Raw genomic sequence first — 26,191 nt, forward strand, 5'->3', positions numbered from 1 at the left:
TCGTCATGAGAGACCACCCGCAGGAGGCTTCTGGAAAGGCGGCCGCAAGCATCCTGCTAAACCGAAATACTTGGCCACAACCAAATGTCGGCGCTTCAAGCGCAGGATCGCGGCAGCTTGAGTCAACGGTCGAACAGCGCGTCACTTCCCCGTCGGTGCATCCTGCCGCCAGGCACTGCCTGCGATCTTCGCCGCGGCGATCACGGCCTGGGTGCGGCTTTCGACCCCGAGCTTCTGCAGGATTGCCGAGACATGCGCCTTGATGGTCGCCTCGGAGACGCCGAGCTCATAGGCGATCTGCTTGTTAAGCAGCCCTTGCGACAGCATCATCAGGACCCGCACCTGCTGTGGCGTCAGGGTCACGAGGCGATCGCGCAATTTCGTCACGTCCGGGTCGGCTGGCGCCGACAGATCGGTGTCGGGCGGCACCCAGACGTCGCCTGCCATCACCTTGACCAGCGCATCGCGCAGCGCGTCGACGCCGAACCGCTTCGGGATGAAACCTGAGGCGCCGAAGTCGAGCGAACGGCGGATCGTGGCGCCATCGTCGCTGGCGGAGACGATCACCACCGGAATCGCCGGATATTGCGCCCGCAGATAGATCAGGCCGGAAAACCCCGAAATACCGGGCATGGTCAGATCGAGCAGGATCAGGTCGACTTCGGAATCCCGCTCCAGAAGCGCCGTCAGATCCTCAAACGAGCCGGCCTCCTCGACGACGGCGTCGCTGACCACGCTTGCAACTGCCTGCCGCAGCGCATTGCGGAACAGCGGGTGATCATCGGCGATGACGAGATGGGTGCTGGCAGCCGCCATATTTTGAAATCTTGCAAGCCTCTCAAAGAGCTGGCGATGCGCCGATCCCGACGATCGCAAGCCGTCCTGGAAATACACACCCGACCGATGGTCGCATGCAAGCACCCAATTCCACACGCAGAAAAGGCGGTTAATCCGCCCCTTGTGCGACGCAGCATCGATAGCGTAGCGCCGCCAGCCAATCTTGATCCGCCGCAATGTCCCCATGTTTTGTACGCCACGGCCGGCCAGGGCCGAAAGTCGTATTGGGGCCGGTTTCACTGCGATGTTACTTAGGCGGCAATGTCCTTCGCGCGCGGCCGCATGCGGCCCGGCGTTTCGGGCGAAGCGAAAGTAACCAACGATCTGGGGAGCGAATGCCGATGTCAACAATAGTAGCCACACAAGCGCGAGCACGAGGGATGACGAGCGACGAGCGCTTCGTCATTCTGGCGTCGTCCCTCGGGACCGTCTTCGAGTGGTATGACTTCTACCTCTACGGGTCGCTGGCCTCGATCATCGGCGCCCAGTTCTTCAGCGCCTATCCGCCGGCCACGCGCGACATCTTCGCGCTGCTCGCCTTCGCCGCCGGCTTCCTAGTGCGCCCGTTCGGCGCCATCGTGTTCGGCCGCATCGGTGACATCGTCGGCCGCAAATACACCTTCCTCGTCACCATCCTGATCATGGGTCTGTCGACCTTCATCGTCGGCCTGCTGCCGAGCGCCGCAACAATCGGCTTCGCGGCCCCGGTGATCCTGATCGGCCTGCGGCTGCTGCAGGGCCTTGCGCTCGGCGGCGAATATGGCGGTGCTGCGACCTATGTCGCCGAGCACGCGCCGGACGGCAAGCGCGGCTATTACACGTCCTTCATCCAGACCACCGCGACGCTGGGACTGTTCCTGTCGCTGCTGGTGATCCTGTTCACGCGCACGCTGACCGGTGAAGAGGCGTTCGCGCAATGGGCCTGGCGCATCCCGTTCCTGGTCTCGGTGCTGCTGCTCGGCGTCTCGGTCTGGATCCGTCTGCGGCTCAATGAGTCGCCGGTGTTCCAGAAGATGAAGGATGAGGGCAAGAGCTCGAAGGCGCCGCTGACGGAAGCTTTCGCCAACTGGAGCAACGCCAAGATCGTGCTGCTCGCCCTGATCGGCGGCACCATGGGCCAGGGCGTGGTCTGGTACACGGGCCAGTTCTATGCACTGTTCTTCCTGCAATCGATCCTGAAGGTCGACGGCTATACCGCCAACCTCCTGATCGCCTGGTCGCTGCTGCTCGGCACCGGCTTCTTCGTGGTTTTCGGCATCCTCTCCGACAAGATCGGCCGCAAGCCGATCATCATGGGCGGTTGCCTGATCGCGGCGCTGACCTTCTTCCCGATCTTCAAGATGATCACCACCAACGCCAACCCGGCGCTGGAGAAGGCGATCGAAGCGACCAAGGTCGAGGTCGTGGCGGATCCCGCTGGCTGCGGCGACCTGTTCAACCCGGTCGGCACCCGGGTCTTCACCGCCGCCTGCGACACCGCCCGCGCCTTCCTCGCCCAGTCGTCGGTCAAGTACTCGACCGTACCGGGCCCGGCCGGCTCCGGCGTGAAGGTGACCTTCAACGGCAAGGAAGTGCCCTACACTGACGCCAAGAGCGGCAACCCGGCGCTGACCGCGGCGATCGCGGAGGCCGGCTACCCGAAGGCGGGCAACCCGGCGATCGTGAAGATGGCGCATCCGTTCGACATCTTCCGTCCGCAGGTGGCGGCGATCATCGGGCTCCTGTTTATCCTCGTGATCTTCGTGACCATGGTCTATGGCCCGATCGCAGCGATGCTGGTCGAGCTGTTCCCGACCAAGATCCGCTACACCTCGATGTCGCTGCCCTATCACATCGGCAACGGCTGGTTCGGCGGCCTGCTGCCCGCGACCGCGTTCGCGATCGTGGCCTCGACCGGCGATATCTATGCCGGCCTCTGGTACCCGATCGTGTTTGCGCTGATCACGGCAGTTGTGGGCTTCATCTTCCTGCCGGAGACCAAGGACGTCGACATCCGCTCGACCTGATCTCCTGTTTATCCGGCGGATCGATACCACCCAGGCAAACGGCCGCGGATCATTCCGCGGCCGTTTTGTTTTGGAGCGCTCGATCAGACGGCGCCGATGAATTGCAGCACGACCTCGCGCCGGTGCGGCCGGGCGCGATGCTCGATCAGGTAGATCGCCTGCCAGGTGCCGAGCAGCATCTCGCCACCCGCGACCGGAATCTGCAGCGAGGTCCCGCTCAACATCGTCTTGATGTGCGCCGGCATGTCATCGGGCCCCTCGGTGTCGTGGGCCCAGCCGGCATTCTCCGGCGCCAGCCGCGACAGCGCCGTGGTGAGATCCTCCAGGACGGACGGATCGGCATTCTCCTGAATGGTCAGCGAGGCCGACGTATGCCGGACGAACGCGGTCACCGCGCCCTCCTTGGCGCCGGTGTCGCGCAAGAACGACGCGACCTTGTCGGTGAGATCGGTAAAGCCACGGCCGGTGGTCTGAACGGTCAGGAGTGACGTCGTCACCGTATTCACGGTGACGGTCGACGGCGCGCTTCGGGACAATGATCTGAGTGGCATCGGCAACTTGCTCACAAGGGCATGATCCAAGCAGACGAGGGGCTTTCAGATCTTGCCCGAAACGTCCTTCTGCACCCGCATCGCCATCTCGATCAGCCGGCGCCAGGCCTGCTCCAGGAAGGCCATCGCCCGATCCATGTCCTGGTCGCTCGGCAGCGGAATCTCGAGCTTGCGCGAACCGTCGGCGGATCTGGGATCAGGGGGATTGGCACCCGGCTTCGGCTCGGCTCTCTTCAACTGATCGGATTTCGGCAGCGCCTGATCCTTCGGCAGCGGTTCGTCGATCTTGCCGGTGACGGTCTGGTCACGCGCGGCCAACTGGCCTTTCAACCGTTCGTTCTCCGCCTGAAGACGACCGATCTCGGTATCCATTGCCGCGCGCTCGTCCGGCACGGCGTAGCAGGACCAGCCGGCGCCCGCACTGTTGTTGCAGGTGGAGATCGCGCCGGTGCGCGTATCGAGCCGGACCACGCCATCGGCCGTGGGCGACATGGTGTAGCGGCCGTTCTCAGTCTCAGGCGCCGCCTCTTCGGCCGCGCTCAGAGGTCCGGACAGGCAGACGGCGGCGATCAACGACGCGGTAAGGTTGCGCAGAGACGACGTCATGAGGGTCATGCTGACCTCCGCCTTTGTGAAGCGGCCGGGATAAAGTGTGCGAACGCAGAAATTGTGTCGGGCTCGGGCTTTCCAAAAAGGAACTCATACACCGCGACATTGCGCCTCACTTCGCTGCATCTGGACGTAGGAACAAGGCCGCTGGAAATCAACACGAGTCTCGAAGCAGTTGGTCCACGCAGGCATCACGGCGAAACGCTGTTGATGCAGCGCGGTGACAGACGCCGACTGATCTGGCGCAAGCTCAAGAAAATGAGTAAAATCAGGGAGCTAACGCATCCACACGCAATCTTGACTTGGCAGGATGCGGTCAGTATGGTCCGCGCGGCTTTAAAGGGCGATGGGGCGCAATTCCTTAAAACCCGCGGCAGCTTGTCGGGTCTCCACATCATGGCGGAAGGCACCAACGAGAGCGGCGGACACGGGGATCGCGAGAAGTCGCCCGATGAGGCTGCGCTTTCCGCAAGGCTCGGAAGTCTGGATCAGCGGTTGTCCGAATTTCGCGACAGCCGCAGGGTCGGGACTGACCAACCGGGAGACGGAATCGGGGATACCGCGGCCAGGGCTTCGGCGATGGCGCGAGGTCTTCGGTTGTCTTCCGAGTTGATCGCCGGCGTCGTTGTCGGTGCGGTGCTCGGCTGGGGCTTCGACCGGTTGCTGTCGACATCGCCCTTCGGTTTTATCGTGTTTTTCCTGCTCGGCTTCGCCGCCGGCGTGTTGAACGTGGTGAGATCTGCAGGCGTGGCTCCGGACCAAACCCGCCGATAAGGCCACGCGGAAGCCATCGAGTGATTTGCCCAAGGCGCCGGCGTGGCCGGTGAACAATGAGACGCCGCGCGGATGATCGATCCGATCGAACAATTCGACCTCACCAAGATCTTCACGATCGGCCATATCGGCAATCAGGAGATCGCGTTCACCAATTCGACCGCCTACATGCTGCTCGCGGTGGCGGTCATCGCCATCATGACGCTGGGCGCAGGCCGCCAGCTGGTGCCGGGCCGCTTCCAGTCGGTGGTGGAGCTGTCCTACGAGTTCGTCGCCAACACCATCAGAACCAGTGCCGGCGCCGAGGGCATGAAGTTCTTCCCGCTGGTGTTCTCGCTGTTCATGTTCATCTTCGTCTCGAACATCGTCGGCATCATTCCCTACACCTTCACCGTCTCCAGCCACATCATCGTCACTTTCGCCCTGGCGATCCTGGTGTTCCTGACGGTCATTCTTTACGGCTTCTACAAGAACGGCCTGAAGTTCTTTAAGCTGTTCGTGCCCTCCGGCATTCCGGTGGTGATCCTGCCGCTGGTGGTGCTGATCGAAATCATCTCCTTCTTCTCCCGCCCGATCTCGCACAGCGTCCGTCTGTTCGCCAACATGCTGGCCGGCCACGTCACGCTGAAGGTCTTCGCCAGCTTCGTCACCATGCTTGGCGCGCTCGGTTTCGTCGGCAAGGTCGGCGCACTGCTGCCGCTTGGACTGACCGTTGCCCTGACCGCGCTCGAGCTGATGGTCGCGTTCCTGCAAGCCTACGTCTTCACCATCCTCACCTGCATCTATCTCAACGATGCTATCCATCCGGGCCACTGATCCGGCCCCTCTTACCAAACCCCTCAAAGGAGTTCGTTTCATGGATCCGGTCGCAGCGAAGTACATTGGCGCAGGCATTGCCTGCATCGGCATGGGTGGCGCGGGCGCCGGCATCGGCATCATCTTCGGCAACTATCTCTCTGCGGCGTTGCGCAATCCGTCCGCGGCTCAGGGCCAGTTCGGCAACCTGATCTTCGGCTTCGCGGTGACCGAAGCGCTCGGCATCTTCTCGCTGCTGATCGCGCTGCTGCTGCTGTACGCCGTCTAAGACGGCCCGAGCCGACAGGAGAAGCCCGTGGCTGAAAGTCATGGCGGGCCCCAAGAGGCTGCCCACGGCACGACGGCACATACCGAGGCCGAGGGCGGGCATGGTTTCCCTCCGTTCCAGACGGGAACCTTCCCCTCCCAGCTCGTTTCGCTGCTGATCGCCTTCGTCGCGCTATACGTGATCGTGTCACGTCTCGCGTTGCCGAAGGTGGGCGGCGTCATCGACGCCCGCCAAAAGGCGATCGAGAACGATCTTGCCGAGGCGCAGCGGCTGAAGGACGACTCGGAAGCCGCGCTGAAAGCATATGAGAGCGAGCTCGCGGCAGCCCGGACGCGTGCCCAGGCGATCGGCGCCGAGGCCCGCGAGAAGCTCACGGCCGCCTCGGATGCGGAACGCAAGAGCCTGGAAGACAGTCTTGCGGCCAAGCTCGACGCCGCCGAAAAGTCCATTGCGACGACCCGTACCGCCGCAATGAGCAACGTCCGCACCATCGCCGCGGATGCGGCCGGTGCGATCGTGCAACAGCTCACCGGCAAGGCCGCAAACGGCAAGTCCGTCCAGGCCGCCGTGGATGCGTCCTTGAAGGGAGCGGCCTGATGCATCTGCTCGCTGATCCCGAAACCTGGGTCGCGATCGCCTTCATCATCCTGATAGGGCTGTTCGGCTATCTCGGCGTCCACCGCATGTTCTTGGGCGCGCTCGATCATCGTGCCGAGCGCATCAGATCCGAGCTGGACGAGGCCAAGCGCCTCAAGGAAGAGGCGGCGAAGGTGCTGGCGGAATACAAGACCCGCCGCGCCAGCGCCGAACGCGAGGCCGAAGACATCGTGACCAGCGCCAAGGCGGAAGCCGAGCGCATCGCCGCGGATGCCAAGGCCAAGATGGAAGACTTCGTCGCCCGCCGCACCAAGGCCGCCGAGAGCAAGATCGCGCTCGCCGAGGCTCAGGCGCTTGCGGACGTTCGGGCTGCTGCAGCCGATGCCGCGGTCCAGGCCGCCGCGACCGTGCTGTCGAAGTCGGTCAAGGGCGATCTCGCCGATGACCTGATCGCCAAGGGCATCACGGAAGTCCGTCAGAAGCTGAACTGAGCCATACACGGCCGATCCAAATCCTCGAAAGCCGGCGCGAGACGATCGCGCCGGCTTTTTTGTTTGAGCTTGGTTTGGTCCGGCGTCAGGTGCGAGAAGCACCGCCTGTCCCCGCCTCGTTCAGCGCCGCCAGCCGCTCATTTCCTTTTCTTGCCACGCGACTTCGGCTCGGGTGCCAGAGACTGCGGATCAAACCCGATATAGAAGATGTAGTTGTCGGGGTTGCTGCCTGGCGGCGGCACCGGATACACCATGTCCTCGGCCACCAGGCTGAACGGCACGCTGCCGTCCTCCGCCATCTGCACGGTGGTGCGGTACGCCTTGGTCGCAATCACCTTCTCGCCGACGCCGCCCTCGACCACCGCGATGCGCATCGGAATTTCCACCGTGGACGGCGCGCCGGCGGCGCCGGCGATGACGCGGCCCTGGATGCCGATCTTGGCCGTGATCTCTCCGCCGTTGAGCGAGCACTCGCGCGCCGTCTTGGTGATGGTTGCCTGGAAGCGCACGTCGTTGCCGACCGCCTGCTTGCCGGGCGCCGCCACCGCGTAAGTCGAGGCACCGGACCGAATCGAGACCGGCGGACAGCTCAGCCCTTCCGTCGGGTCCACCGGCGGACCTGCGGTGACCGGCGCAGTCTGCTCGGCCGGCTTGTCGCTCGAGCCGCCAAACAGGCTCTTGAAGCGATCGGTCAGCGATTGCGCGGCCGCCGGCGGCGGCCAGCCAGCCGCACCCAGCGCCAGCCCCGCAGCGGCCAACGTCGCAAACCTGATTACGCGGAAGTCATGCATTTGATGTCCCTGGCTCATCATCGCCCGGCCACCGCCTTTGCTTTAACAGCGCGATCGCGGCAAGGCCAAGGCACCTATTTCTCACCTAAAATTCACCGGTAGCCGCCGCTGCGACCGACGACAGGCCAGATCATGATGCGATTGGAAGAAACCGCATCATGATCTCATCTCCTTGATTGAGCATGATCTTTTCGGAAAACCGGTTTCCACTTTTCCGGATCATGCTCTAGCCGCGAAAATCCTCGTTCAGGAGGCCGTAGAGGTAATGATCCTGCCAGACCCCGTTGATGCAGAGATAGCGCCGGGCCAGCCCCTCGCGGGTGAAGCCGCATTTCTCCAGCACCCGGATCGAGGGCGCATTGGTCGGGATGCAGGCGGCCTCGACCCGGTGCAGGTTGAGTTCGCCGAACAGCGTCGGCAGCAGCAGCCGCAGCGCCGCCGTCATATAGCCGCGGTGGGCGAAAGGCTGCCCCATCCAATAGCCGATCGTGCCGGCCTGAACAATGCCGCGGCGCACATTGGCCAGCGTGATGCCGCCGATCATGGCGCCATCGGCCTCGCGAAACACCATGAACGGATACGACCGATCGGCGGCGATATCCTCGGCATAGCGCCGCAGCCTGCGCCGAAAGCCGGAGCGGGTGAGATCGTCGGACGGCCAGATCGGCTCCCAGGGCGTCAGATACTCGCGACTGACGTCGCGCAGATGCGCCCATTGCGCATAGTCGGCCATCTGCGGCGCACGCAGCAACAGCCCGACACCGCGCGGGGCGAGTGCGGTCGGACCGCTGGATGGCAAACGAAACAGGGCCACCTGTGATGCTCCCCCTGCGCTTCAACGTGGTCGCCGCATCCGCGCCGTCAACGGGCCCCCCGGCCCGTCATTGCGCCTGACATCGGCGAAGGCGCGCCGCATCAGTGCAGCTGCGCCTTCGATTTCGATCCGCTCAAACCTTCGGCGAAAGTGACCGCCGTGTCCAGACCCCGGCCGCTGCCGAGCGCGACCACGGCCGGCCGGCTGCGCGTGAGCAAGGCGCGGGCTGCATCGCGCGTGCTCTCGACGCTGACGGCATCGATCTTGGCCACCATCTCCTGCAAGGTCTGCGGCCGGCCATAGGCCAAAATATGGCGCGCGAGCTGCTCGGCACGGGCGCTGCAGCTTTCCAGCGCCATCAGCAGCCCCGCCTTCATCTGCGCCTTCGCCCGTGCAACCTCGGCCTCGGTCAGCGTTTCCACCGCGTCGCCGATGATGTCGACCACGACCTCCATCATCTCAGGCGCGTCGGCCGGGTCCGTGCCGGTGTAGAGCCCGAAGAAGCCCGTGTCGGTATAGGGCGCGTGGAAGGAGTAGATCGAATAGCAGAGGCCGCGGTTTTCGCGCACTTCCTGGAACAGCCGGGACGACATGCCGCCGCCGAGGATGTTGGTGAACACCTGCAGCGAGAACAGCGACGGGTCGTTCTGCGGCACGCCTTCGAGCGCCAGCGTCAGATGCGCCTGCTCGAGATCGCGATGCACCACGCGCGAGCCGCCCGCGCCGAAATTCGCCGGCTGCGGCTGCGGCGCGGGCGACCCGTTGAAGCTCGCGAAGCGCTGCGTCACCTCCTCGACCACCCGCTTGTGGTCGACCGCACCGGCCGCCGCCACCACCATGTCGGGCCCGTGATAATGCGTCGCCAGATAGCTGCGCAGCTTGTCGCGATCGAAGGTCTTCAAGGTCTTGGCGGTGCCGAGCAGCGAACGACCCATCGGCTGGTCCGGATAGCAAAGCTCGTTCAGATGCTCGAACACGACGTCATCGGGCGTGTCCTGGGCGGCACCGATCTCCTGCACGATGACGTTCTTCTCGCGTTCCAGCTCCTCCGGCACGAAGGACGGATTGGCGAGAATGTCGGCGAGCACGTCGAGCGCAAGCGGCACGTCCGCCTTCATCACCCGCGCGTAATAGGCGGTGGTCTCGGTCGAGGTGCCGGCGTTGAGATCGCCGCCGACTGCCTCGATCGCCTCCACGATCTCACGCGCGCTGCGGGTGGTGGTGCCCTTGAAGGCCATGTGCTCGAGCAGATGCGAGATGCCGTGCTCATCCGGCTTCTCGTCGCGGCCGCCGACACCGGCCCAGACGCCGAGCGCGGCAGTTTCCAGATGCGGCATCGTATCGGTGACGACCGTCAGACCCGAGGGAAGCTTGGTGACTTCGATCGCCATGGTTCAAGCGACTCCTTGCTTTGCCGCTCGGCTCACCGAGAGGATGAATTTCTCGATCTCGGCCTGATCGTTGCGCATGATTCTGATATCCTCGCGCTTGGTCATCAGCCCTTCGAGCCAGACCGGCAGATGCGGCCGGACCCCGCAGGCGGTCTCCACGGCATCCGGGAATTTGGCCGGGTGCGCGGTCGACAGCACGATGTTCGGCACCGACGTATCGGCGCTGTCGCGGTCGGCCACCGCGAGCGCGACGGCGGTGTGCGGATCGACCAGATCACCGGCCTCCCGGAACGCGGCGCGGATCGCCGCCGCCGTTTCGGTCTCGTCGGCACGGCCGGCATCGAAATCGGCACGAATCGACGCCAGCATCGCATCCGGCAGCACGAAGCGGCCGGACTGTTTCAGGCTGTCCATCAGCCGCCGCACGGCGGCGGCATCGCGACCACCTGCCTCGAACAACAGCCGTTCGAAATTCGAGGAGATCTGGATGTCCATCGACGGCGACGTCGTCGCGTGCACCTCGCGCACCTCATAGATGCCGGTTTTCAAGGTGCGCGGCAGGATGTCATTGACGTTGGCCGCGATACGCAGCGTGCGGATCGGCAGACCCATGCGCTTGGCGACGTAGCCGGCAAAGATGTCACCGAAATTGCCGGTCGGGACGGTGAAATCGACCTGGCGCGCCGGCGCGCCGATCGCAACCGCCGAGGTGAAGTAATAGACCACCTGCGCGACCACGCGCGCCCAGTTGATCGAGTTGACGCCGGACAGCGCGACCTGGTCGCGGAAGCTGTGGTGATTGAACAGGCCCTTCACGATCGCCTGGCAATCATCGAAGGTGCCTTCGATCGCGAGCGGATGCACGTTGGCCGCAGCCGTCGTCGTCATCATCCGCCGCTGCACCTCGGAGATGCGGCCATGCGGGAACAGCACGATCAGGTCGGCATTGTCGCGGCCGGCAAAGGCCTCGACCGCCGCGCCGCCGGTATCGCCCGAGGTGGCGACCACAATCGTGGTGCGCTCGCCGCGCTTGGCCAGCACATGGTCCATCAGCCGCGAGATCAGCTGCATGGCCACATCCTTGAAGGCGAGCGTCGGACCATGGAACAGTTCCAGCACGAACTGGTGGGGCGCGACCTGGTCGAGCGGCACCACGGTCGGGTGGCGGAAGGTCGCATAGGCCTCATTGGCCATCCGCCCGAGCTCGGCATCGGAGATCTCGCCGGCGACGAATGGCTTGATGACCTCGACCGCGACCTCCCAATAGGGCCGGCCGAAGAACTGGGCGATGGTCTCCGGGGCGAGCTGCGGCCAGGTCTCAGGCACGTACAGTCCGCCATCGCGGGCGAGCCCGGTCAGCATTACATCGCAGAAGGAAAGCACGGGGGCTTCGCCCCGTGTCGACAAATAGCGCGTCAAACCGTTCTCCAGACCCGCATCGACCGCCCTAAAACGTTGAAATCATTAAACATCACAATCGCTCGGCGGCAACATGGTTCGGCACCATAATGGTTTTGCCAGCGGGGGGAAACCGGTTGTTGCCGCAGTGAATGGTCGCGCCCGGATGACATCCAGGGCATGACGCGCGCGACCAGCACAGGCGAGAGCGCCCTCGCGGCAGGTCATGCCCGAGCGATGATCGGTGAGTTCGCCCCCTCATCGGCGGAGGGCGCAGGGAAGACCGGGCCTTGGCTGATTCCCATGGCCCCCGTGCGAGCAAGAATGCACGGGGCAGGAACCACAGGTTCAGCCGAGATGACCCGGCCTTCCCTGCGCGACGGTTTACGGCTGCTTCGCACTCTCCCCGGGGACCGGCTTTCTTGCCCCCGTCTGCGACGACGCTTGCGCGCCGCGCGGCATCAGCACCGGGATGCCAGGACCATGCGACTTGACCGTCCGCGCCGGCCGCACTCGTCAGTTGCGCCTTGCACGTCCATCGCATCCCGCACCCAACGCTCGTGACGATCGCGAAGCGCCCCTCTCATCGAGGCGGGACGCGACGAACAGACCACAAATTCTGAAAACGCGAAACGGGAATATTTTTCGCGCGAGGTCTGGACAGGGGTGATCGGATTGAAGCCACGAACGAATTCGGTTTTTCCGCGCACGCGACCATGCACACCGAAAGCTCAGCACCGCGCTGCACAAGCACGCGAACCAGCCTGTCGGGCAAACCACCTCGCTGCCCCTCAACCCAACCCTCTCAGCGCGAGCGAAGCTCGTCGCGGCGCCGAAAAAGGGGGAGAGGGAGCACACCGAGTTCGCCGCGCGAGCCTCCGATACGCTTGATCGGGACATGTGTGCATGCTCGGGTTCCTCATAACGGGACCAGCCGGCGCGGCATGTCCGCCTCGTATGCGGCGCATGCTGTCGCGGTTGATTGACTTGCCGTGTTGCGAACTCCAGGGTGCACGCATCTTCGAGAGGGATCGACGTATGACTTTGGCGATGAGCTGGGAGGAATGGGCCCGGCATGACGGCGTGGCGCTCGCAGCACGCGTGAAAAGCGGCGAGCTGACCGCGACAGAATTGGCTGCTCAGGCCGCCGCCGCCATCGCCAAGGTCGATCCCGCTTTGTCAGCCGTGGTCGAACTGTTCGACGATGCGCTCGCTGATCCCGCAAAAGCCGGCGCCAATCTTGACGGCCCGTTTGGCGGCCTGCCGTTCCTGATGAAGGATCTCGGACCGACCATGGCCGGGCGCCTGCAGGAGATGGGCTCGCTGCTGATGCGCGGCAATCGCGCCAGTGCCGACACCTTCCTGACCACCAGGATGCGCAAGGCCGGGCTCAATCTGATCGGCCGTACCACGACACCCGAATTCGGCGTTTGCAGTTCGGCGGAAAATCCCGCGGTCTACGTCACGCGCAATCCCTGGAATACCGACTACACCACCTGCGGCTCGTCGGCGGGCAGTGCCGCGATGGTGGCGGCCGGCGCCGTGCCGATCGCGCATGCAACCGACGGCGGCGGCTCGATCCGCATCCCGGCGGGCGTCAACGGCAATATCGGATTGAAAGTCTCGCGCGGCGTGTTCTCGATCGCGCCGCATCTGTCCGATCTTAGCGGCCTGGTCTCGATCCAGGGCTGTCAGTCGCGCAGCGTGCGCGACACCGCCGCCTTCGTCGATGCCTGCCGCGGCGGCGCGCCGGGCGAGTTCATGCCCTATTGGACCGCGCCGGAGCCGTATGTCGAGCAGATCAAGCGCGATCCTACCCGTCTGAAGATCGCGCTGTCGCACCAATGGGGCGACTATCGTGCGACGCCGCAGATCATCTCCGAGCTTGAGCGCATCGGCCGCTTCCTGGAAAGCCTCGGCCATGAGGTCGCCTATGCGCAGCCGCAGATCGATTATACGGCCGCCTTCGCGGCGCAGACCACCTGCTACATTTCGAACTTTGCGATGGTCATCAACAATCTGCTCAGCCAGCGCGGGCTCACGCGTCCGCCGGCCGGGCTGATCGAACCGGTCAACATCCGCATCTGGGAAGCGGGCAAGGATACCAGCTTCGCCGAACGGGCGGCGATGCAGGCGGTGTTCAATACGACGTCGCGCGGCTTCGGCGCGTTCTTCGAGGATTGGGACATCATCCTGACCCCGATCACCGCGCTGCCGACGCCGAAGATCGGCACATCAGAATATCTCACCATCAGCGACAATCGCGATGTGCTCGACTGGTTCGGCAATCTCTGGCGCAATTTTGCCTTCACGCCGCTCGCCAATCTGTGCGGCATTCCCGCGATCTCGCTGCCGCTGGCGAAAAACGAGCACGGGCTGCCGCTTGGCATTCAGGCCATCGCGAAGCAGGCCGATGACGGGCTGCTGCTGCAGCTCGCCGCCCAGATCGAACGCGCGATCTACGGCCGGTGGAACGCCGGCGAGACGCCGGCGGTGCATGTGACCAAGGCCTGAGCGCGGCTCGCGCCCGAGCGCTGCGATTGCAGGCGGAGCATTGCCGTAACGACCGAGATCGGCCTGTACACGCGCAACATGCGGTGCCTGAAAAGGCGGCACGCTTCTTGCTTTTTTCTCGCCGTTGCGCGGGACAAAGCACATGGCGGGCGGAGCAGAGGCCAAGTCGCTGGTATTGGATCGGATCACCCACCGCTTCGCCGGCGGCACGCTTGCGGTGTCTGATATCAACCTCGATGTGAAAGGCGGCGAGATCATCGCGCTGCTCGGGCCATCCGGCTGCGGCAAGACCACGCTGCTGCGCATCATTGCCGGCTTCATCGGCCAGAGCGAGGGCCGCGTCATCATCGGCAAGGATGTTGTCGATGCGCTGCCGCCCAATCGTCGCGCCGTCGGCATCGTGTTCCAGAACTACGCGCTGTTTCCGCATCTGACGATATCAGAGAATGTCGGCTATGGCCTCGCAGCGCGCGGCGTCGACAAGGCAACGCGCCGCGGCGAGGCGCAGCGGCTGCTGGAGATGGTGCAGCTCGGCGCGTTAGGCGCGCGACTGCCGCGCCAGCTCTCCGGCGGCCAGCAGCAGCGCGTCGCGCTGGCGCGCGCGCTCGCCATCAAGCCGTCGATCCTGTTGCTCGACGAGCCCTTCGCCGCGCTCGACAAGAACCTGCGGCTCGACATGCAGATCGAGGTCAAGCGGCTGCAGCGCATGGCCGGGATCACGACATTGATCGTGACCCACGACCAGGAAGAGGCGCTGTCGATGGCCGACCGCGTCGCGGTGCTCAGCCACGGCCAGCTCGAACAGTTCGGCACGCCATCGGAGATCTACGACAATCCGCAGACTCTGTTCGTGAACACATTCGTCGGCACCGCGAACCGGATGAAGGGCACGGTGATCGCAGCCGGCCCGACCGGCGCGCGCGTGCAGCTCGAAGCCGGCGGCGAGATCATCGGCCGTGCGCCAAAGCCGTTGCGTGCTTCCGACAAGGTCGTCGTCTGCCTCCGTCCCGAACACCTGCACTTCGTCAGCGACGAGAGCGGCTTTGCCGGCGAGATCGGCATGGCACTGCCGCTCGGCGCGACCGTGGTTCACGAGATCAGGATGCGCGACGGCCAGAGCATCAAGATCTCGCAAGCCCGCACCGGCGATACATCGCTGCGTGACGCCGGCGCAACGGTGCGCATCGCGCCGCTCGGCCCGGGGCTTGCGACCATCTTTCCGGAATAGTGTTGAGACAGGGAGTGAAACATGATGATCGATCGACGACGGCTTCTGACCAGCGCACTGACGCTCGGCGCCATGCACGCCTTCCCCGGACTGAGCTACGCGGATGCGCGACCGCTGGTGTTTGCGACCTTCACCGGCAGCTGGGAGGAAGCACACAAGGCCGTGCTGGTGCCGGCCTTCCGCAAGGCCAGCGGCGATGCGCCAGTTGTGCTCGACCCGATGCTGTCGGTCGACCAGATCGCCAAGGTCAATGCGGCGAAATCCAACCCGCCGATCGACGTGATGCTCCATGATCCCGGTCCGGCACTGGTCGCGATCGGCCAGGATCTGGTCGAGCCGTTTCCGGTCGAGAACAGCGCCTACTACAAGGACCTGATTCCGGAAGCCCAGGATCCCAACGGCCCGGCGCCGTTCTTCCAGGTGGTCGGGCTGACCTACAACCCTGATACGGTGAAGACGCCGCCGACCTCCTGGGCTGATCTTTGGAATCCGGATTACAAAGGCCGTGTCGGCATCACCAATCTCAACTCGACACTCGGCACCGGGTGGCTGGTCGAGGTGGCGCGGATGCATGGCGGCTCGGAAGCCAATGTCGATGCCGGCTTCAAGGCGCTCGAAGCGCTGAAGCCCAATCTCGCCGCGGTCGCCGCCAATCCGGGTGCGCTGGCCACGCTCTATCAGCAGGGCCAGATCGACATCTCTCCCGGCAATTTCAACGCGATCCAAATCCTCAAGGCCCGCGGCGTGCCGGTCGAGTTCGTGGCGCCGAAGGAAGGCGCGATCGCGTTCAAGACCACGATCCACATCGTCAAGAACTCGCCGAACAAGGAGTTAGCCTTCAAGCTGATCGAGGCCGCGCTGTCGCCGGAGGTGCAGACAACGCTGACGGAGCCGCCCTACCTGATCGTTCCGACCAATGCCAAGGTGGCGATGACCGGCGAGATCGCGAAGGTGCTGGCGAAGGACACCGATGAACTGAAAAAGAAGTTTGTGTTCCAGGACTGGAAGACGATCAACCAGCAGCGTGCATCCTGGATCGAGAAGTTCAACCGCGACATCAAGATCTAGTCCATGAAGAGCGCGGCGATCGCACCGGGCGACGTGACCCGCTACGGGTTGGGGCTTGCGGCGCCGCTCGCGCTGGTGTTCGCGGTGTTCTTCATCGCGCCACTGGCGCAGCTCTTCTATCTGTCGCTCCACAATGATGCGGTCGCGACCGTCTGGGGCCTCGGCCAATACGTCAAATTCCTGACCGATCCGTTCAGCCTGTCCGTGCTCGGCGCGACGCTGCTGCTCGGCGCCGAGGTGACCTTGCTCTGCCTTGTGCTCGGCTATCCCATCGCCTGGCTCCATCAGCGCGCAGGCCACTGGCTGCAGACGGTGATCATCCTGATCGTGCTGTTGCCGCTACTCACCAGCGTCGTCGTGCGCACCTTCGCCTGGATCGTGATCCTGGGACGTCAAGGCATCATCAATTCGACCCTGCAGTCGCTCGGGCTGATTAGCACGCCGCTGCGGATGCTCTATACCCAGGGCGGATTGGTGGTGGCCCTGGCACAGGTGCAGATGCCCTTGATGGTGCTGCCGCTGATCACCGCGATCGGCCGCATCGACACCAATCTGGCCGATGCGTCGGCCTCGCTCGGCGCCGGCCACTGGCGCACCTTCTTCAGGGTGATACTGCCGCTGTCGATGCCCGGCATCATCGCCGGATGCACCCTGACCTATGCGGCGGCCATCACCGCCTTCATCACCCAATCGCTGGTCGGCGGCGGCCAGATGCTGTTCATGCCGATGTACCTCTATCAGCAGGCCTCGACCTTGCAGAACTGGCCGTTTGCGGCGGCGATCTCGATCATTTTCCTGGTCGCGGTGCTTGCCATTGTCGCTTTGTTCTCGACGCTGGGCCGGCGCGCGCGCATCAATGGAGATGCCACATGAGCCGGAAGCAGCACAATCTCGAGGCGCTCAGCTTCCACATCGCGATGACGGTCATCGCCGTCCTCGCGCTTGCCCTGGTCGTCGCGCCGTCCCTGGTCGTCGTGATCGTCTCCTTTACCTCCGGCTTCTCGCTGAAATTCCCGCCGCCGGGCTACTCACTGCGCTGGTATGTCGAATTATGGAACGCCTGGCAGCTGCAATTCGCCGCACGCAACAGCCTCGTGGTCGCGCTCTGGGCGACCGGCCTCTCCATCCTGCTCGGCGTCGCCGCGGCGCTGGCGATCTCCCGCTCCAAAAGCGTTTCCGCGCGCGTGCTGGACTCGCTGTTCATGTCGCCTTTGGTGCTGCCTGCGCTCGCCTTCGGGCTCGCCGCGCTGATGTTCTTCTCGCTGATCGGACTGCCCGTCTCGCTGCTGACGCTGATCATCGGCCACACCATCGTCTGCGTGCCTTATGTGGTGCGCAACACGGTGGCGGCACTGGCGCAGCTCGAGCCGACCTTGTTGGAAAGCTCGGCGATCCTCGGTGCCAGCCGTCTTTATACGTTCCGGCGCATCGTGCTGCCGCTGATCCGCCCCGGCATCATCTCCGGCGCGTTCATCGCCTTCATGTCCTCATTCGACAACGTGCCGGTGTCGCTGTTCCTGCGCGACGCGGCCACCGACATGTTGCCGATCCGGATGTGGCAGGATCTCGAGGGCAAGCTCGACGTCACCATCGCCGCGCTCTCGAGCATCCTGATCATCGCAACGGTGGCGCTGATGGCGCTCATGGAGCGCACGACCGGACTTTCGAAACGACTTGCCGGCTGACGGCAGCTTACGCTCCGCGGAAAAGCGAATAGCCCCAGGGCGTGAATTTCAGCGGTAGATGGAAATGTTCCTCCGCGTTCTGAATACCAAAGCGGAACGGGACGATGGTCAGAAAAGTCGCGTTGCCGCCGTGGGCCGAGAAGAACGCGCCGATGTGAAACAGCACTTCGTAGTCACCGGCCGTGACACCGTCGCCTTGCACCACCGGCGACGACAAGGTGCCGTCAGCACCGAGCGGGCCGTCGGCCACCAACGTGCGATCCGGCGTCATGCGCCAGATCTCCACGCGCAAGCCCTGCGCTGGACGCCCATTGGCGACATCCACCGCGTGAACCGAGATGCCGCCAGCCATCAGGTACTCCGGTCCGAAGCCGCTGCCGCCTCGAATTTGCGGATCAGCCTTGCCTTGGTGATGTGGCCGATCTGGTCGATCGCGTTGGCGATCTCGGCCTCGCTGTCATTGCCGATCCGCCGCTCCATCTCGGCGATCACCGAGGCACGATCATCATGCAGCGCCAGCGCCACGATCAGGGGCATGGCGAATTTTTCGCGGTAGCGGCGGTTGATGTCGGCCACGCGATCGAACTCGGCGCGTGACAGCGCAGTGAAGCCGAGCCGGCCCTGCTCGCCGATCGAATCGGCCGTCATCTCGCCCGCGACGGCCTCTCGTCCTGCGAGCTCGGGATGGGCGCGGATCAGAGCGAGCTTCTCGTCGCGGCTCATGGCGCGGACCACGCCCATCAGCGTGATGTGCAGCCCCTCCGCCGTGTCGTCGAGCGCCGCAAGGCCCGCGCGATGGGCGCGCTCAGCGATCTCGGGCGTGTGCTCGAAGACGTCGCCGAAGCGCTCTACGAACAGCGCGCGCGGCATATGCGTCGGACGGTAGCCGCCCGCGGGCGGATGGGTCCTGATCCAATGCCGCGCGATATCGAGCCGTGTCGCGACCCAAACCTTGTCGTGGCTCATGATGTAGTCGAGGAAACGCGCCAAGGCGGCCGCGCGTCCGGGACGGCCGACCAGCCGGCAATGCAGGCCGACCGACAGCATGCGCGGAGCCTCTACGCCTTCGGCATAGAGCGCATCGAAACTGTCCTTCAGATAGGCGAAGAACTGATCGCCGGAATTGAAGCCCTGCGGCGTCGCAAAGCGCATGTCGTTGGCATCGAGAGTATAGGGCACGATCAGCTGCGGACCCTGCGGACCCTCGACCCAGTAGGGTAGCTCATCGGCATAGGAATCGGCGCCGTAGAGGAAGCCCTGCTCCTTCATAACGATATCAAGCGAATGCTCCGAGGTGCGGCCCTGGTAGAAGCCGAGCGGCCGCTCGCCGACCAGATCGGCGTGGATCCGGATTGCCTCCTCGACATGCGCGCGCTCGGCCTCTTCAGTGTAGTCGCGGTAGTCGATCCATTTCAGGCCATGGCTCGCGATCTCCCACTGCGCCTCTTTCATCGCTGCGACCGCGTCCGGATTGCGCGCCATGGCGCTTGCGATCGCAAACACCGTGACCGGCAGTTTGCGCGCGGTGAACATCCGCCACAGCCGCCAGAAGCCGGCACGCGCGCCGAACTCGTAGATCGATTCCATGTTCATGTGACGCTGGCCGGCCCAAGGCTGCGCACCGACGATCTCGGACAGGAACGCTTCCGACGCGGCGTCGCCATGCAGGATGCAGTTCTCACCTCCCTCCTCGTAGTTGATGACGAACTGCACGGCGATGCGGGCCTCGTTCGGCCAGCGCGGATGCGGCGGCGTGCGGCCGTAGCCGATCAGGTCGCGCGGATAGATATCAGCGGTCATGTCGTTCAGCTTCCGCGATAGGTCGAATAGCTCCAGGGCGTGGCGAGCAGCGGCACGTGGTAATGCGCGCTGGCGTCTGCGACGGAAAACCGCAGCGGCACCACGTCGAGAAATGGCGGGTCCGCCATGGCGACACCCACGGCCTTGAAATAGGCACCCATGTGGAAGGTCAGCATATAGGTGCCGGCGCTCAGCTCATCGCCCGCGAGCAGCGGCTGATCGGTGCGGCCGTCGGCATTGGTCATCACCTGCTTCAGGCGCTGCCACGAACCGTCGGGCCGGAGCACATCAAGCTCGATGGCTACATTTTCCGCGGGCTTGCCCCGCACCGTATCCAGCACATGCGTGCTCAATCGCCCCATCGCTTGCCGTCCTCATCCGATCGCACCGGCAGCCCGGCGGAACGCCTGTCGCTGCCTGTCGGCACCAAGCGTATATCGATCGTCGGATTTGGCCTAGTGTGGGCGTGCTCGAGGCTTTTCGATTTGTCCGCCTCAGAACAGCAGAACGCCGTCGTCTTCCTCCGCGACCGCTGGCGCACTGACGGGAATCGCGGAAGCCAGCCCAAGCCGCTGCAGCACCTCACGGTGGACCTCGCGTTCGCGCTCCATCGTGTAGCGGGCGAACAGCTCGTCCAGCAGCGACTGGTCGGCCGGCAGCAGCGTAACCTGCCTGGGCGCGACATTCTCGGCGGCGATCGAAGCGGCGGTGCCGGGAAGCCGGGCGGAGGCCTGGTCGAGCGCGGTGATGCGATCGCGCGCCCGGCCCAGCAGTTCGTCAAACGCAGCGCTCTCGCGCGCCAGCCGGGTCATCAGCCCGACCAGCTGCTCATTGCCGGCCTCGGCCTCCTGCAGCGCATTCAGCACCGCGGGCTCGAGCCGGGCAAGCTCAGCCGCATCGCCCTGGGCGCGGTGCTCACGCAGCTCGCCGACGAAATTTTCGATCCGGTCGAGCACAGGCTTGAGCCTGACGGCACCGGCCGACATCTGATCGGCTGCGGCCTTGAGCTCGTTGGCGATCACCACGAAGGCATTGCCTTTGACGCCCGCGCGGGCCGCCCGTAGGCTCGCATTCATGCCGATCAGGATGATGTCGCCGACGGCTTCGCCGAGGCCGGAAATCGCCTCGCGGAAGCGGCTCACCGTTTCGGTGACGACGGTGAGCGCCTCGTCGACCGAGACTCCGGATCGCTCGCAAGCCGCGATCAGTTTCGAGGCCTGCGCCAATCGCTGCTTCACCAGGGTCAGGAACGAGGACGCGTCCTCGGCCTCGCCGCCATAGATGGCGCGGCTCTGCGCGACCAGGCCGCCGGCATCACAGATGATGGCGCCCAACGCGCTCACCGTGCGCGCGAGGTCCTGATCGAAGGCGCGCTTGGTGTCCTTGAGCTGCTCGGCCTGCAGCTGGCCGACCAGCCAGGTCGCAGGTGCTGCGACCGTGTCCGGCGCGATCGTCGGGGTCGGCTGAGCCATGCGGCCCAACGCCTCGCTAATATGCTCCAGCCGCTGGCGCGTGGCATCGCCCGATTGCAGCGCCATGACCGCTTCGGTGATCGCCGATGCAATCCGGCTCGCCGCCGTCGCGGCCGTCTCGGTCAGCCTGGCGCCGCTCGCCTGCTGCGCCATGAGGTCGGAACGTGCCGCCACCAATCCGGCCGCGACCGACAGCAGCTCGCTGCGATACAGGCCCTCGAACTCCTTCTGCCGCCCGAGCGCCGCCTCGACAGCCTTGGCGAGCTGAATGCCGTCACGCGCGCAGGCCTCGACGGAGCGCTGCGCGGCCTGCCCCAGCTCGAACGCCTCGCGGGTGAAATCGAGAAAGCTCTGGCGGTCACCATCGAACGATGCGGCCTCGATCCTGGCGCTGCGCGCCACGATGGTGATGGTCTGGATATGGCCGGACAGCAGCTTGAGGACCGCGGAGGCCTGCTTCGCCTCCTCGCCGATACTGGCGAGCAGCGCGGCCTCGGCCGGCAACGCCTCGGCCACCGCATTGAGGCGGTCCGCAATGTCCTGCAGCGCCTGCGAGGCGCCTTCGATCCGTCCGCCCGACAGCTCGCGGGACAGCACCGAAAGCCCGTCCTCGAGCTCCTTGAAGATCGCGTGGCTGCGGCCGAGACGATCGCCGACCTCGGCGAACGCCTCCTCGATTCGCGAGGACACGTCGGCGATGGCGGCCATTGCCGCTGCGCCTGCATCCGTCATGTCGGTCGCGGAGGTCACCGCCTCAATCCGTCACTGCGGCCTGGCCGGCCTGCTGCCACAGCATGATCTCGCGCGGGATCTGGCGGAGCGCCACGACCTTCTCCGCGGCTCCCTTGGCAATCGCCTCTTTTGGCATGCCGAACACGACGCAGCTTTCCTCGTCCTGCGCCCGCGTCGCCGCACCGAGCCGGCGCATCTCCAACAGCCCGCGCGCGCCGTCGTCGCCCATGCCGGTCATGATGATGCCGAGCGCATTGGCCCCGGCATATTGCGCAGCAGAGCGGAACAGAACGTCGACCGACGGGCGATGCCGCGACACCGGCGGACCATCCTTGATCGCGATGTGATAGCGCACGCCGGTCCGCTGCAGCAGCATGTGGCGCGCGCCCGGCGCGATATAGGCGCAGCCCGACTGCACCAGCTCGCCGTCTTCGGCTTCCTTGACCTGGATCTGGCAGGTGCCGTTCAACCGATTCGCAAACGCGGCCGTGAAACCCTGCGGCATGTGCTGCACGATCAGGATCCCCGGACATTGCGACGGCAGCGCCTCGAGCACGTCGGCGAGCGCCTCGGTGCCACCGGTCGACGCGCCGATGCAGACGATGCGCTCGGTCACCGGCCGCGAGCGGGTGGCCAGCGGCGGCGGCATGATCGCATCCGCCGTCAGCTTCTTCTCGACCAGGGTCCGGCGCGCCGGGCGCGGCCGCACCCGCGCGCGCGCGGCCGCCTTCACCGCTTCGCGCAGCCGGGCCGAGCTCTCGAACAGGGCCTGCCTGGTGTCGATGCGGGGTTTCGGCACGATGTCCACCGCGCCGGCCTCCAGGGCCTCGAGCATCTGCTCCGAGCCGTCTTCCGTCAGCGACGAGCAGATGATCACGGGGATCGGGCGCTGCGCCATGATCTTGCGCAGGAAGGTGATGCCGTCCATCCGCGGCATCGCAATGTCGAGCAGGATGACGTCGGGCAGCTCGTCCTGCAGGCGGCGCGCCGCCGCAAACGGATCCGCGGCCGTGCCCATGATCTCAATATCGGGATCCTCGCTGAGGATCGTCGTCAGGATCTGGCGCACCGAGGCGGAGTCATCGACGATCAGCACCCGGATCTTTGGCTCGATCACCACATGCTCCCTTCTAGACCCGAAAGATCGTCGGCTGGACCTGCTTCAGCCCCGGCACGACGCTGTGGATCATCGATTCCGAATGGCCGACCATCAGGTAGCCACCCGGTCTCAAATGCGAGCACAGCTGCTCGATCACTTTGCGTTGGGTCTCCCGCTCGAAATAGATCAGCACGTTGCGGCAGAAGATGATGTCCACGTCGCGATCGACGGGATAGCTGGAATCCATCAGGTTCATGCGCATGAAATTGGTCATCCGGCGCAGCTCCGGCACCACGCGGACCTCGGTGCTGGTCCGATCCCGCGACCTCAGGAAATAGCGCTTGATGAACTCCGCAGGAACCGGCGCGAGCGCGTCGCGGGTGTAGATCGCGGCCTTGGCGAGCGCGAGAACCGCGGTGGAAATATCGGTCCCCAGGATGCGATACTGGAATGTCCTGCCGCGCGTCATGTCGTCCAGCACCATCGCCGCGGTGTAAGCTTCCATGCCCATCGAGCAGGCCGCGCTCCAGACCTTGAGGTCCTTGCGTCCGCGCGCCTTCAAGAGCTCAGGCACCGCGACATCCTTCATGAACACGAAATGCGACGGCTCGCGAAAGAAGTCGGTCTTGTTGGTGGTGACGACATCGATCAGATGCGTGAGCTCGAGCTCAAGCTGGCCCTGCTCGAACAGGTTATCGACATACTCGCCGATGCCGGAAAAATTCAGGGCGCGGACGCGCTTGTGCAGCCGTCCTTCGAGCATCAGCCGCTTGGCCGCGGGCAGCTTGATGCCGACCTGGCTCTCGATCAGCTGCGCAATCGAACGGAAATGGCGGTCCGATAGCTGGGTCGCAGGAACAGCGGAAATCATTTCATGATACGACACTGGCCGCTTCCATCTCGCCCTGACGGACCGCGGGCATCTCCGCGTCCGACATCAGCCGGGCGAGATCGAAGATGATGATGAATTTCTCGCCCTTGCGGCCGATCCGCGCGATGTAGTCGGACTGCCAGCGGCCGCCGACGGAGGGCACCGGCTCGGTGGTGCTCTCATCGATATCGGTCACTTCGAAGACGCAATCCGCGACGAAGCCGACGCCGACAATGCGGTCCTCGATCGGCACGTCGAGGATGATGATCCGCGTCGCGTCGGTCGGCGGCACGCTCGGCAGATCGAGCTTCAGGCGAAGGTCGACGATCGGATAGCCGCTGCCGCGCACATCGATCATGCCGAGCAGGAAATGCGGCGCATGCGGCAGTCGCGAGATCGGCCTCATGTCGAGGATCTCGCGGACGTTGCGGATGCTGATGCCGAATGTCTCACCGGCGAGGCCGAGTGTCAGATATTGCGAGATGGCGGCCATGGTGACCTTCCTTGCACCTGTGAAAACCCCGATGCGGCGTGACTATCCGAAAGCCGCGCCGCACCGTCCGGTATCGGCATCAGCGATGAAAATCAGCATCCCGCTCATCGCCGCTGTCCTCGAGAGCGAACGCAAAGCCGCCGCCATTGGCCGCCTTCGCGGCGCGACGCGGCGCTGCGCTTTGCGGCTTCTTGGGCCCGCGCTCGATCGCAGCCATGCTCGCAGCCTTGACGCGCAGCTGACCGACAGCGCGATCGATCGGCGCCGAGGCAGTGGCTCTCGCGTGCACGGCCGCAGGCTCGTCGATCCGGAAATAGGCGATCGTGGCCTGCAGCTGCTCGGCCTGCGAGGCCAGTTCCTCCGAAGTCGAGGAGACCTGTTCGGAGGCGCTGGCATTCTGCTGGCCGACCTTGTCGAGCTGCTGGATCGCCTGGTTGATCTGCGCCGAGCCGACATCCTGCTCGCGGCAGGCGGCGGTGATCTCTTCGACCAGCTCCGCCGTCTTCTTGATGTCGGGCACCAGCTTGCCAAGCATCTGGCCTGCCTCCTGCGCCACCTTCACGGTCTCGCCGGACAACTGGCCGATCTCGGCCGCTGCCGCCTGGCTGCGCTCGGCAAGCTTGCGCACCTCGGAAGCAACCACCGCAAAGCCCTTGCCATGCTCGCCGGCACGCGCGGCTTCGACCGCGGCGTTCAGTGCCAGCAGATCGGTCTGGCGCGCGATCTCCTGCACGATGGTGATCTTCTCCGCGATGGTCTGCATCGCCTGCACCGCGCGACCGACCGCAGCACCGCTCGCTTCGGCATCCTTGGCGGATTGCGCGGCAATCTTCTCGGTCTGGTTGGCATTCTCGGCGTTCTGCTTCACATTCGCCGCCATCTCCTCCATCGAGGAGGAGGCCTCCTCGGCAGACGACGCCTGCTCGGTCGCGCCCTGCGAGAGCTGCTCAGCGGACGCGGAGAGCTCCTGGCTGCCGGCGGAGACGTTCTGCGCGGCGGTCAGGGCCTCCGAGACGATCTGACGCAGCTTCTCGACCATCCGCTCCAGCGCGATGCCGAGCGTATCCTTCTCCGACAGCCGCTTGGCGTCGACAGTGAGGTTGCCGTTCGCGATTTCGTTGGCGACCGCGGCGGTGGCGTTGAGGTTGGCGGTCATGGAATTCAGCGACTTAATCAGGTCACCGATCTCATCGTTGCTGGTCACGTCGATCTTCTGGCTAAGATCGCCAATCGCGACCGCATCGGCAAGCCCGACAGCCCGCGCCAGCGCCCGGCTGATGTTGAGCGCGAGCCATACCGCCGCCGCGACCGCAATGAACAGAGAGGCAAGAACCAGGGTGATCAGGATCGTTTCGGCGCGGCTCCCCGTCTCCCTCGACTCCACCACCTGCGCCGCCATGGTCTTCTTTGCCATAGCGACATAGGCCTCGGCCGCTTCGAGCGCTTCGGTGGTCGCCGCGAGGCCTTGATGCATCGAGGCTTCGGCTGCCGCCGCCTTGTCCGTTTTCGCCAGCTTGAGCGTCTCGTCCTCGACCGCATTCATCTTGGCGTAAGCCGACCCAAACCTATCGAGCAGCTTCTTGCCGTCTTCGCTGGCCGCAACGTAGATCTTGTCCTTGATCGCTTTGACTTCCTCGCGCGCCTTGCCGAGCGCGGCAATGTACTGCTCGGCCTCGGCCCCTTGCGCCAGAATGCTGTTCTTCTCGGCGCGAACCTGGAACAGCATCTCCTTTTCCATCTCGATCGCCTCGCCTCTGCGATCTGCGCGCGCGACAAGGCTCTCGGAGGTTGCGACCATCTCGGTCAGCTTGAGGTAACCAACGGCACCTGCAATCATCGATAACAAAATGACGACGCCAAACGCACTCGCCAGCTTGGCTTTAACA

Annotated in this window: 26 protein-coding genes; 11 read left to right on the plus strand and 15 right to left on the minus strand. The window is 64.8% G+C overall.

The features are described 5' to 3' along the window. Positions 1 to 141 precede the first annotated feature (141 nt). A complete protein-coding gene (locus BRAS3843_RS01010) occupies positions 142 to 816 on the minus strand; it encodes a response regulator transcription factor (protein WP_035980500.1) in 675 nt (224 codons plus the stop codon). A gap of 401 nt (positions 817 to 1,217) precedes the next feature. On the opposite strand from BRAS3843_RS01010, the gene BRAS3843_RS01015 reads away from it, so the two are divergent. After that, positions 1,218 to 2,843, plus strand: a complete 1,626-nt coding sequence (locus BRAS3843_RS01015; protein ID WP_244425087.1) for an MFS transporter — start codon at positions 1,218 to 1,220, stop codon at positions 2,841 to 2,843. An 83-nt stretch (positions 2,844 to 2,926) separates the two neighbouring features. Here the strand turns inward: BRAS3843_RS01015 and BRAS3843_RS01020 are convergent, their stop codons facing one another. Both BRAS3843_RS01020 and BRAS3843_RS01025 read right to left on the minus strand, forming a co-directional pair. Continuing rightward, positions 2,927 to 3,394, minus strand: coding sequence for a secondary thiamine-phosphate synthase enzyme YjbQ (locus tag BRAS3843_RS01020; RefSeq protein WP_008966814.1), 468 nt, complete (start codon positions 3,392 to 3,394; stop codon positions 2,927 to 2,929). Positions 3,395 to 3,439: 45 nt separating this feature from the next. After that, positions 3,440 to 4,009 carry a hypothetical protein gene (locus BRAS3843_RS01025; protein ID WP_008966815.1) on the minus strand — a complete coding sequence of 190 codons (570 nt, stop codon included), beginning with the start codon at positions 4,007 to 4,009 and terminating at the stop codon, positions 3,440 to 3,442. A gap of 390 nt (positions 4,010 to 4,399) precedes the next feature. Between BRAS3843_RS01025 and BRAS3843_RS01030 the strand changes: the two genes are divergently transcribed. From BRAS3843_RS01030 to BRAS3843_RS01050, 5 genes are all read left to right on the plus strand, one after another. Beyond that, positions 4,400 to 4,777, plus strand: a complete 378-nt coding sequence (locus tag BRAS3843_RS01030; protein WP_008966816.1) for an AtpZ/AtpI family protein — start codon at positions 4,400 to 4,402, stop codon at positions 4,775 to 4,777. A gap of 72 nt (positions 4,778 to 4,849) precedes the next feature. Continuing rightward, a complete protein-coding gene (locus BRAS3843_RS01035) occupies positions 4,850 to 5,593 on the plus strand; it encodes a F0F1 ATP synthase subunit A (RefSeq protein ID WP_008966817.1) in 744 nt (247 codons plus the stop codon). A 40-nt stretch (positions 5,594 to 5,633) separates the two neighbouring features. Next, positions 5,634 to 5,861, plus strand: a complete 228-nt coding sequence (locus BRAS3843_RS01040) for a F0F1 ATP synthase subunit C (protein WP_006615622.1) — start codon at positions 5,634 to 5,636, stop codon at positions 5,859 to 5,861. A gap of 27 nt (positions 5,862 to 5,888) precedes the next feature. Then, entirely contained in the window at positions 5,889 to 6,458 is a 570-nt protein-coding gene (locus BRAS3843_RS01045) for a F0F1 ATP synthase subunit B' (RefSeq protein WP_008966818.1), read from the plus strand. Continuing rightward, a complete protein-coding gene (locus BRAS3843_RS01050) occupies positions 6,458 to 6,949 on the plus strand; it encodes a F0F1 ATP synthase subunit B (RefSeq protein WP_008966819.1) in 492 nt (163 codons plus the stop codon). Before BRAS3843_RS01045 ends, BRAS3843_RS01050 begins: the two co-directional genes overlap by 1 nt. 137 nt (positions 6,950 to 7,086) lie before the next feature. Here the strand turns inward: BRAS3843_RS01050 and BRAS3843_RS01055 are convergent, their stop codons facing one another. The 4 genes from BRAS3843_RS01055 to thrC form a co-directional block, all read right to left on the minus strand. Further along, on the minus strand, positions 7,087 to 7,707 hold the full coding sequence (locus BRAS3843_RS01055) for a hypothetical protein (protein WP_008966820.1): 621 nt from the start codon (positions 7,705 to 7,707) through the stop codon (positions 7,087 to 7,089). Positions 7,708 to 7,966: 259 nt separating this feature from the next. Beyond that, entirely contained in the window at positions 7,967 to 8,554 is a 588-nt protein-coding gene (locus BRAS3843_RS01060; RefSeq protein ID WP_008966821.1) for a GNAT family protein, read from the minus strand. 101 nt (positions 8,555 to 8,655) lie between these two features. Then, on the minus strand, positions 8,656 to 9,945 hold the full coding sequence (locus BRAS3843_RS01065) for a pitrilysin family protein (RefSeq protein ID WP_008966822.1): 1,290 nt from the start codon (positions 9,943 to 9,945) through the stop codon (positions 8,656 to 8,658). Positions 9,946 to 9,948: 3 nt separating this feature from the next. Next, positions 9,949 to 11,364: a threonine synthase gene (thrC, locus tag BRAS3843_RS01070; RefSeq protein ID WP_035980502.1), complete on the minus strand. Its 1,416-nt coding sequence runs from the start codon at positions 11,362 to 11,364 to the stop codon at positions 9,949 to 9,951. Positions 11,365 to 12,381: 1,017 nt separating this feature from the next. Here thrC and BRAS3843_RS01075 point away from each other — a divergent pair. From BRAS3843_RS01075 to BRAS3843_RS01095, 5 genes are all read left to right on the plus strand, one after another. After that, the gene (locus tag BRAS3843_RS01075; protein ID WP_008966825.1) at positions 12,382 to 13,857 is read left to right on the plus strand and encodes an amidase; all 1,476 of its coding nucleotides are present in this window, start codon (positions 12,382 to 12,384) and stop codon (positions 13,855 to 13,857) included. Positions 13,858 to 13,999: 142 nt separating this feature from the next. Continuing rightward, positions 14,000 to 15,085: an ABC transporter ATP-binding protein gene (locus tag BRAS3843_RS01080; protein WP_008966826.1), complete on the plus strand. Its 1,086-nt coding sequence runs from the start codon at positions 14,000 to 14,002 to the stop codon at positions 15,083 to 15,085. 21 nt (positions 15,086 to 15,106) lie between these two features. Continuing rightward, entirely contained in the window at positions 15,107 to 16,153 is a 1,047-nt protein-coding gene (locus tag BRAS3843_RS01085; RefSeq protein ID WP_008966827.1) for an ABC transporter substrate-binding protein, read from the plus strand. Positions 16,154 to 16,156: 3 nt separating this feature from the next. Further along, positions 16,157 to 17,026, plus strand: coding sequence for an ABC transporter permease (locus tag BRAS3843_RS01090; protein ID WP_008966828.1), 870 nt, complete (start codon positions 16,157 to 16,159; stop codon positions 17,024 to 17,026). Continuing rightward, positions 17,023 to 17,838, plus strand: a complete 816-nt coding sequence (locus tag BRAS3843_RS01095; protein WP_008966829.1) for an ABC transporter permease — start codon at positions 17,023 to 17,025, stop codon at positions 17,836 to 17,838. Before BRAS3843_RS01090 ends, BRAS3843_RS01095 begins: the two co-directional genes overlap by 4 nt. A gap of 7 nt (positions 17,839 to 17,845) precedes the next feature. Here the strand turns inward: BRAS3843_RS01095 and BRAS3843_RS01100 are convergent, their stop codons facing one another. The 8 genes from BRAS3843_RS01100 to BRAS3843_RS01135 form a co-directional block, all read right to left on the minus strand. Next, positions 17,846 to 18,190, minus strand: coding sequence for a hydroxyisourate hydrolase (locus tag BRAS3843_RS01100; RefSeq protein ID WP_008966830.1), 345 nt, complete (start codon positions 18,188 to 18,190; stop codon positions 17,846 to 17,848). Next, positions 18,190 to 19,638 carry an allantoinase PuuE gene (gene puuE / locus BRAS3843_RS01105; protein WP_008966831.1) on the minus strand — a complete coding sequence of 483 codons (1,449 nt, stop codon included), beginning with the start codon at positions 19,636 to 19,638 and terminating at the stop codon, positions 18,190 to 18,192. Before puuE ends, BRAS3843_RS01100 begins: the two co-directional genes overlap by 1 nt. A gap of 5 nt (positions 19,639 to 19,643) precedes the next feature. After that, positions 19,644 to 20,000 (minus strand): hydroxyisourate hydrolase, encoded by a 357-nt coding sequence (gene uraH / locus BRAS3843_RS01110; protein ID WP_008966832.1) that lies wholly within the window; start codon positions 19,998 to 20,000, stop codon positions 19,644 to 19,646. A 132-nt stretch (positions 20,001 to 20,132) separates the two neighbouring features. Further along, on the minus strand, positions 20,133 to 21,860 hold the full coding sequence (locus tag BRAS3843_RS01115; RefSeq protein WP_008966833.1) for a hypothetical protein: 1,728 nt from the start codon (positions 21,858 to 21,860) through the stop codon (positions 20,133 to 20,135). A 4-nt stretch (positions 21,861 to 21,864) separates the two neighbouring features. Continuing rightward, positions 21,865 to 22,959 carry a chemotaxis response regulator protein-glutamate methylesterase gene (locus BRAS3843_RS01120; protein WP_035980510.1) on the minus strand — a complete coding sequence of 365 codons (1,095 nt, stop codon included), beginning with the start codon at positions 22,957 to 22,959 and terminating at the stop codon, positions 21,865 to 21,867. 13 nt (positions 22,960 to 22,972) lie between these two features. Beyond that, positions 22,973 to 23,812 (minus strand): protein-glutamate O-methyltransferase, encoded by an 840-nt coding sequence (locus BRAS3843_RS01125; RefSeq protein ID WP_008966835.1) that lies wholly within the window; start codon positions 23,810 to 23,812, stop codon positions 22,973 to 22,975. A gap of 1 nt (position 23,813) precedes the next feature. Next, positions 23,814 to 24,305 carry a chemotaxis protein CheW gene (locus BRAS3843_RS01130; RefSeq protein ID WP_008966836.1) on the minus strand — a complete coding sequence of 164 codons (492 nt, stop codon included), beginning with the start codon at positions 24,303 to 24,305 and terminating at the stop codon, positions 23,814 to 23,816. A gap of 79 nt (positions 24,306 to 24,384) precedes the next feature. After that, on the minus strand, positions 24,385 to 26,191 hold a 1,807-nt coding region (locus BRAS3843_RS01135), incomplete at its 5' end, for a methyl-accepting chemotaxis protein (protein WP_035980504.1).

Source organism: Bradyrhizobium sp. STM 3843 (genome assembly GCF_000239815.1).
Taxonomy (GTDB): domain Bacteria; phylum Pseudomonadota; class Alphaproteobacteria; order Rhizobiales; family Xanthobacteraceae; genus Bradyrhizobium.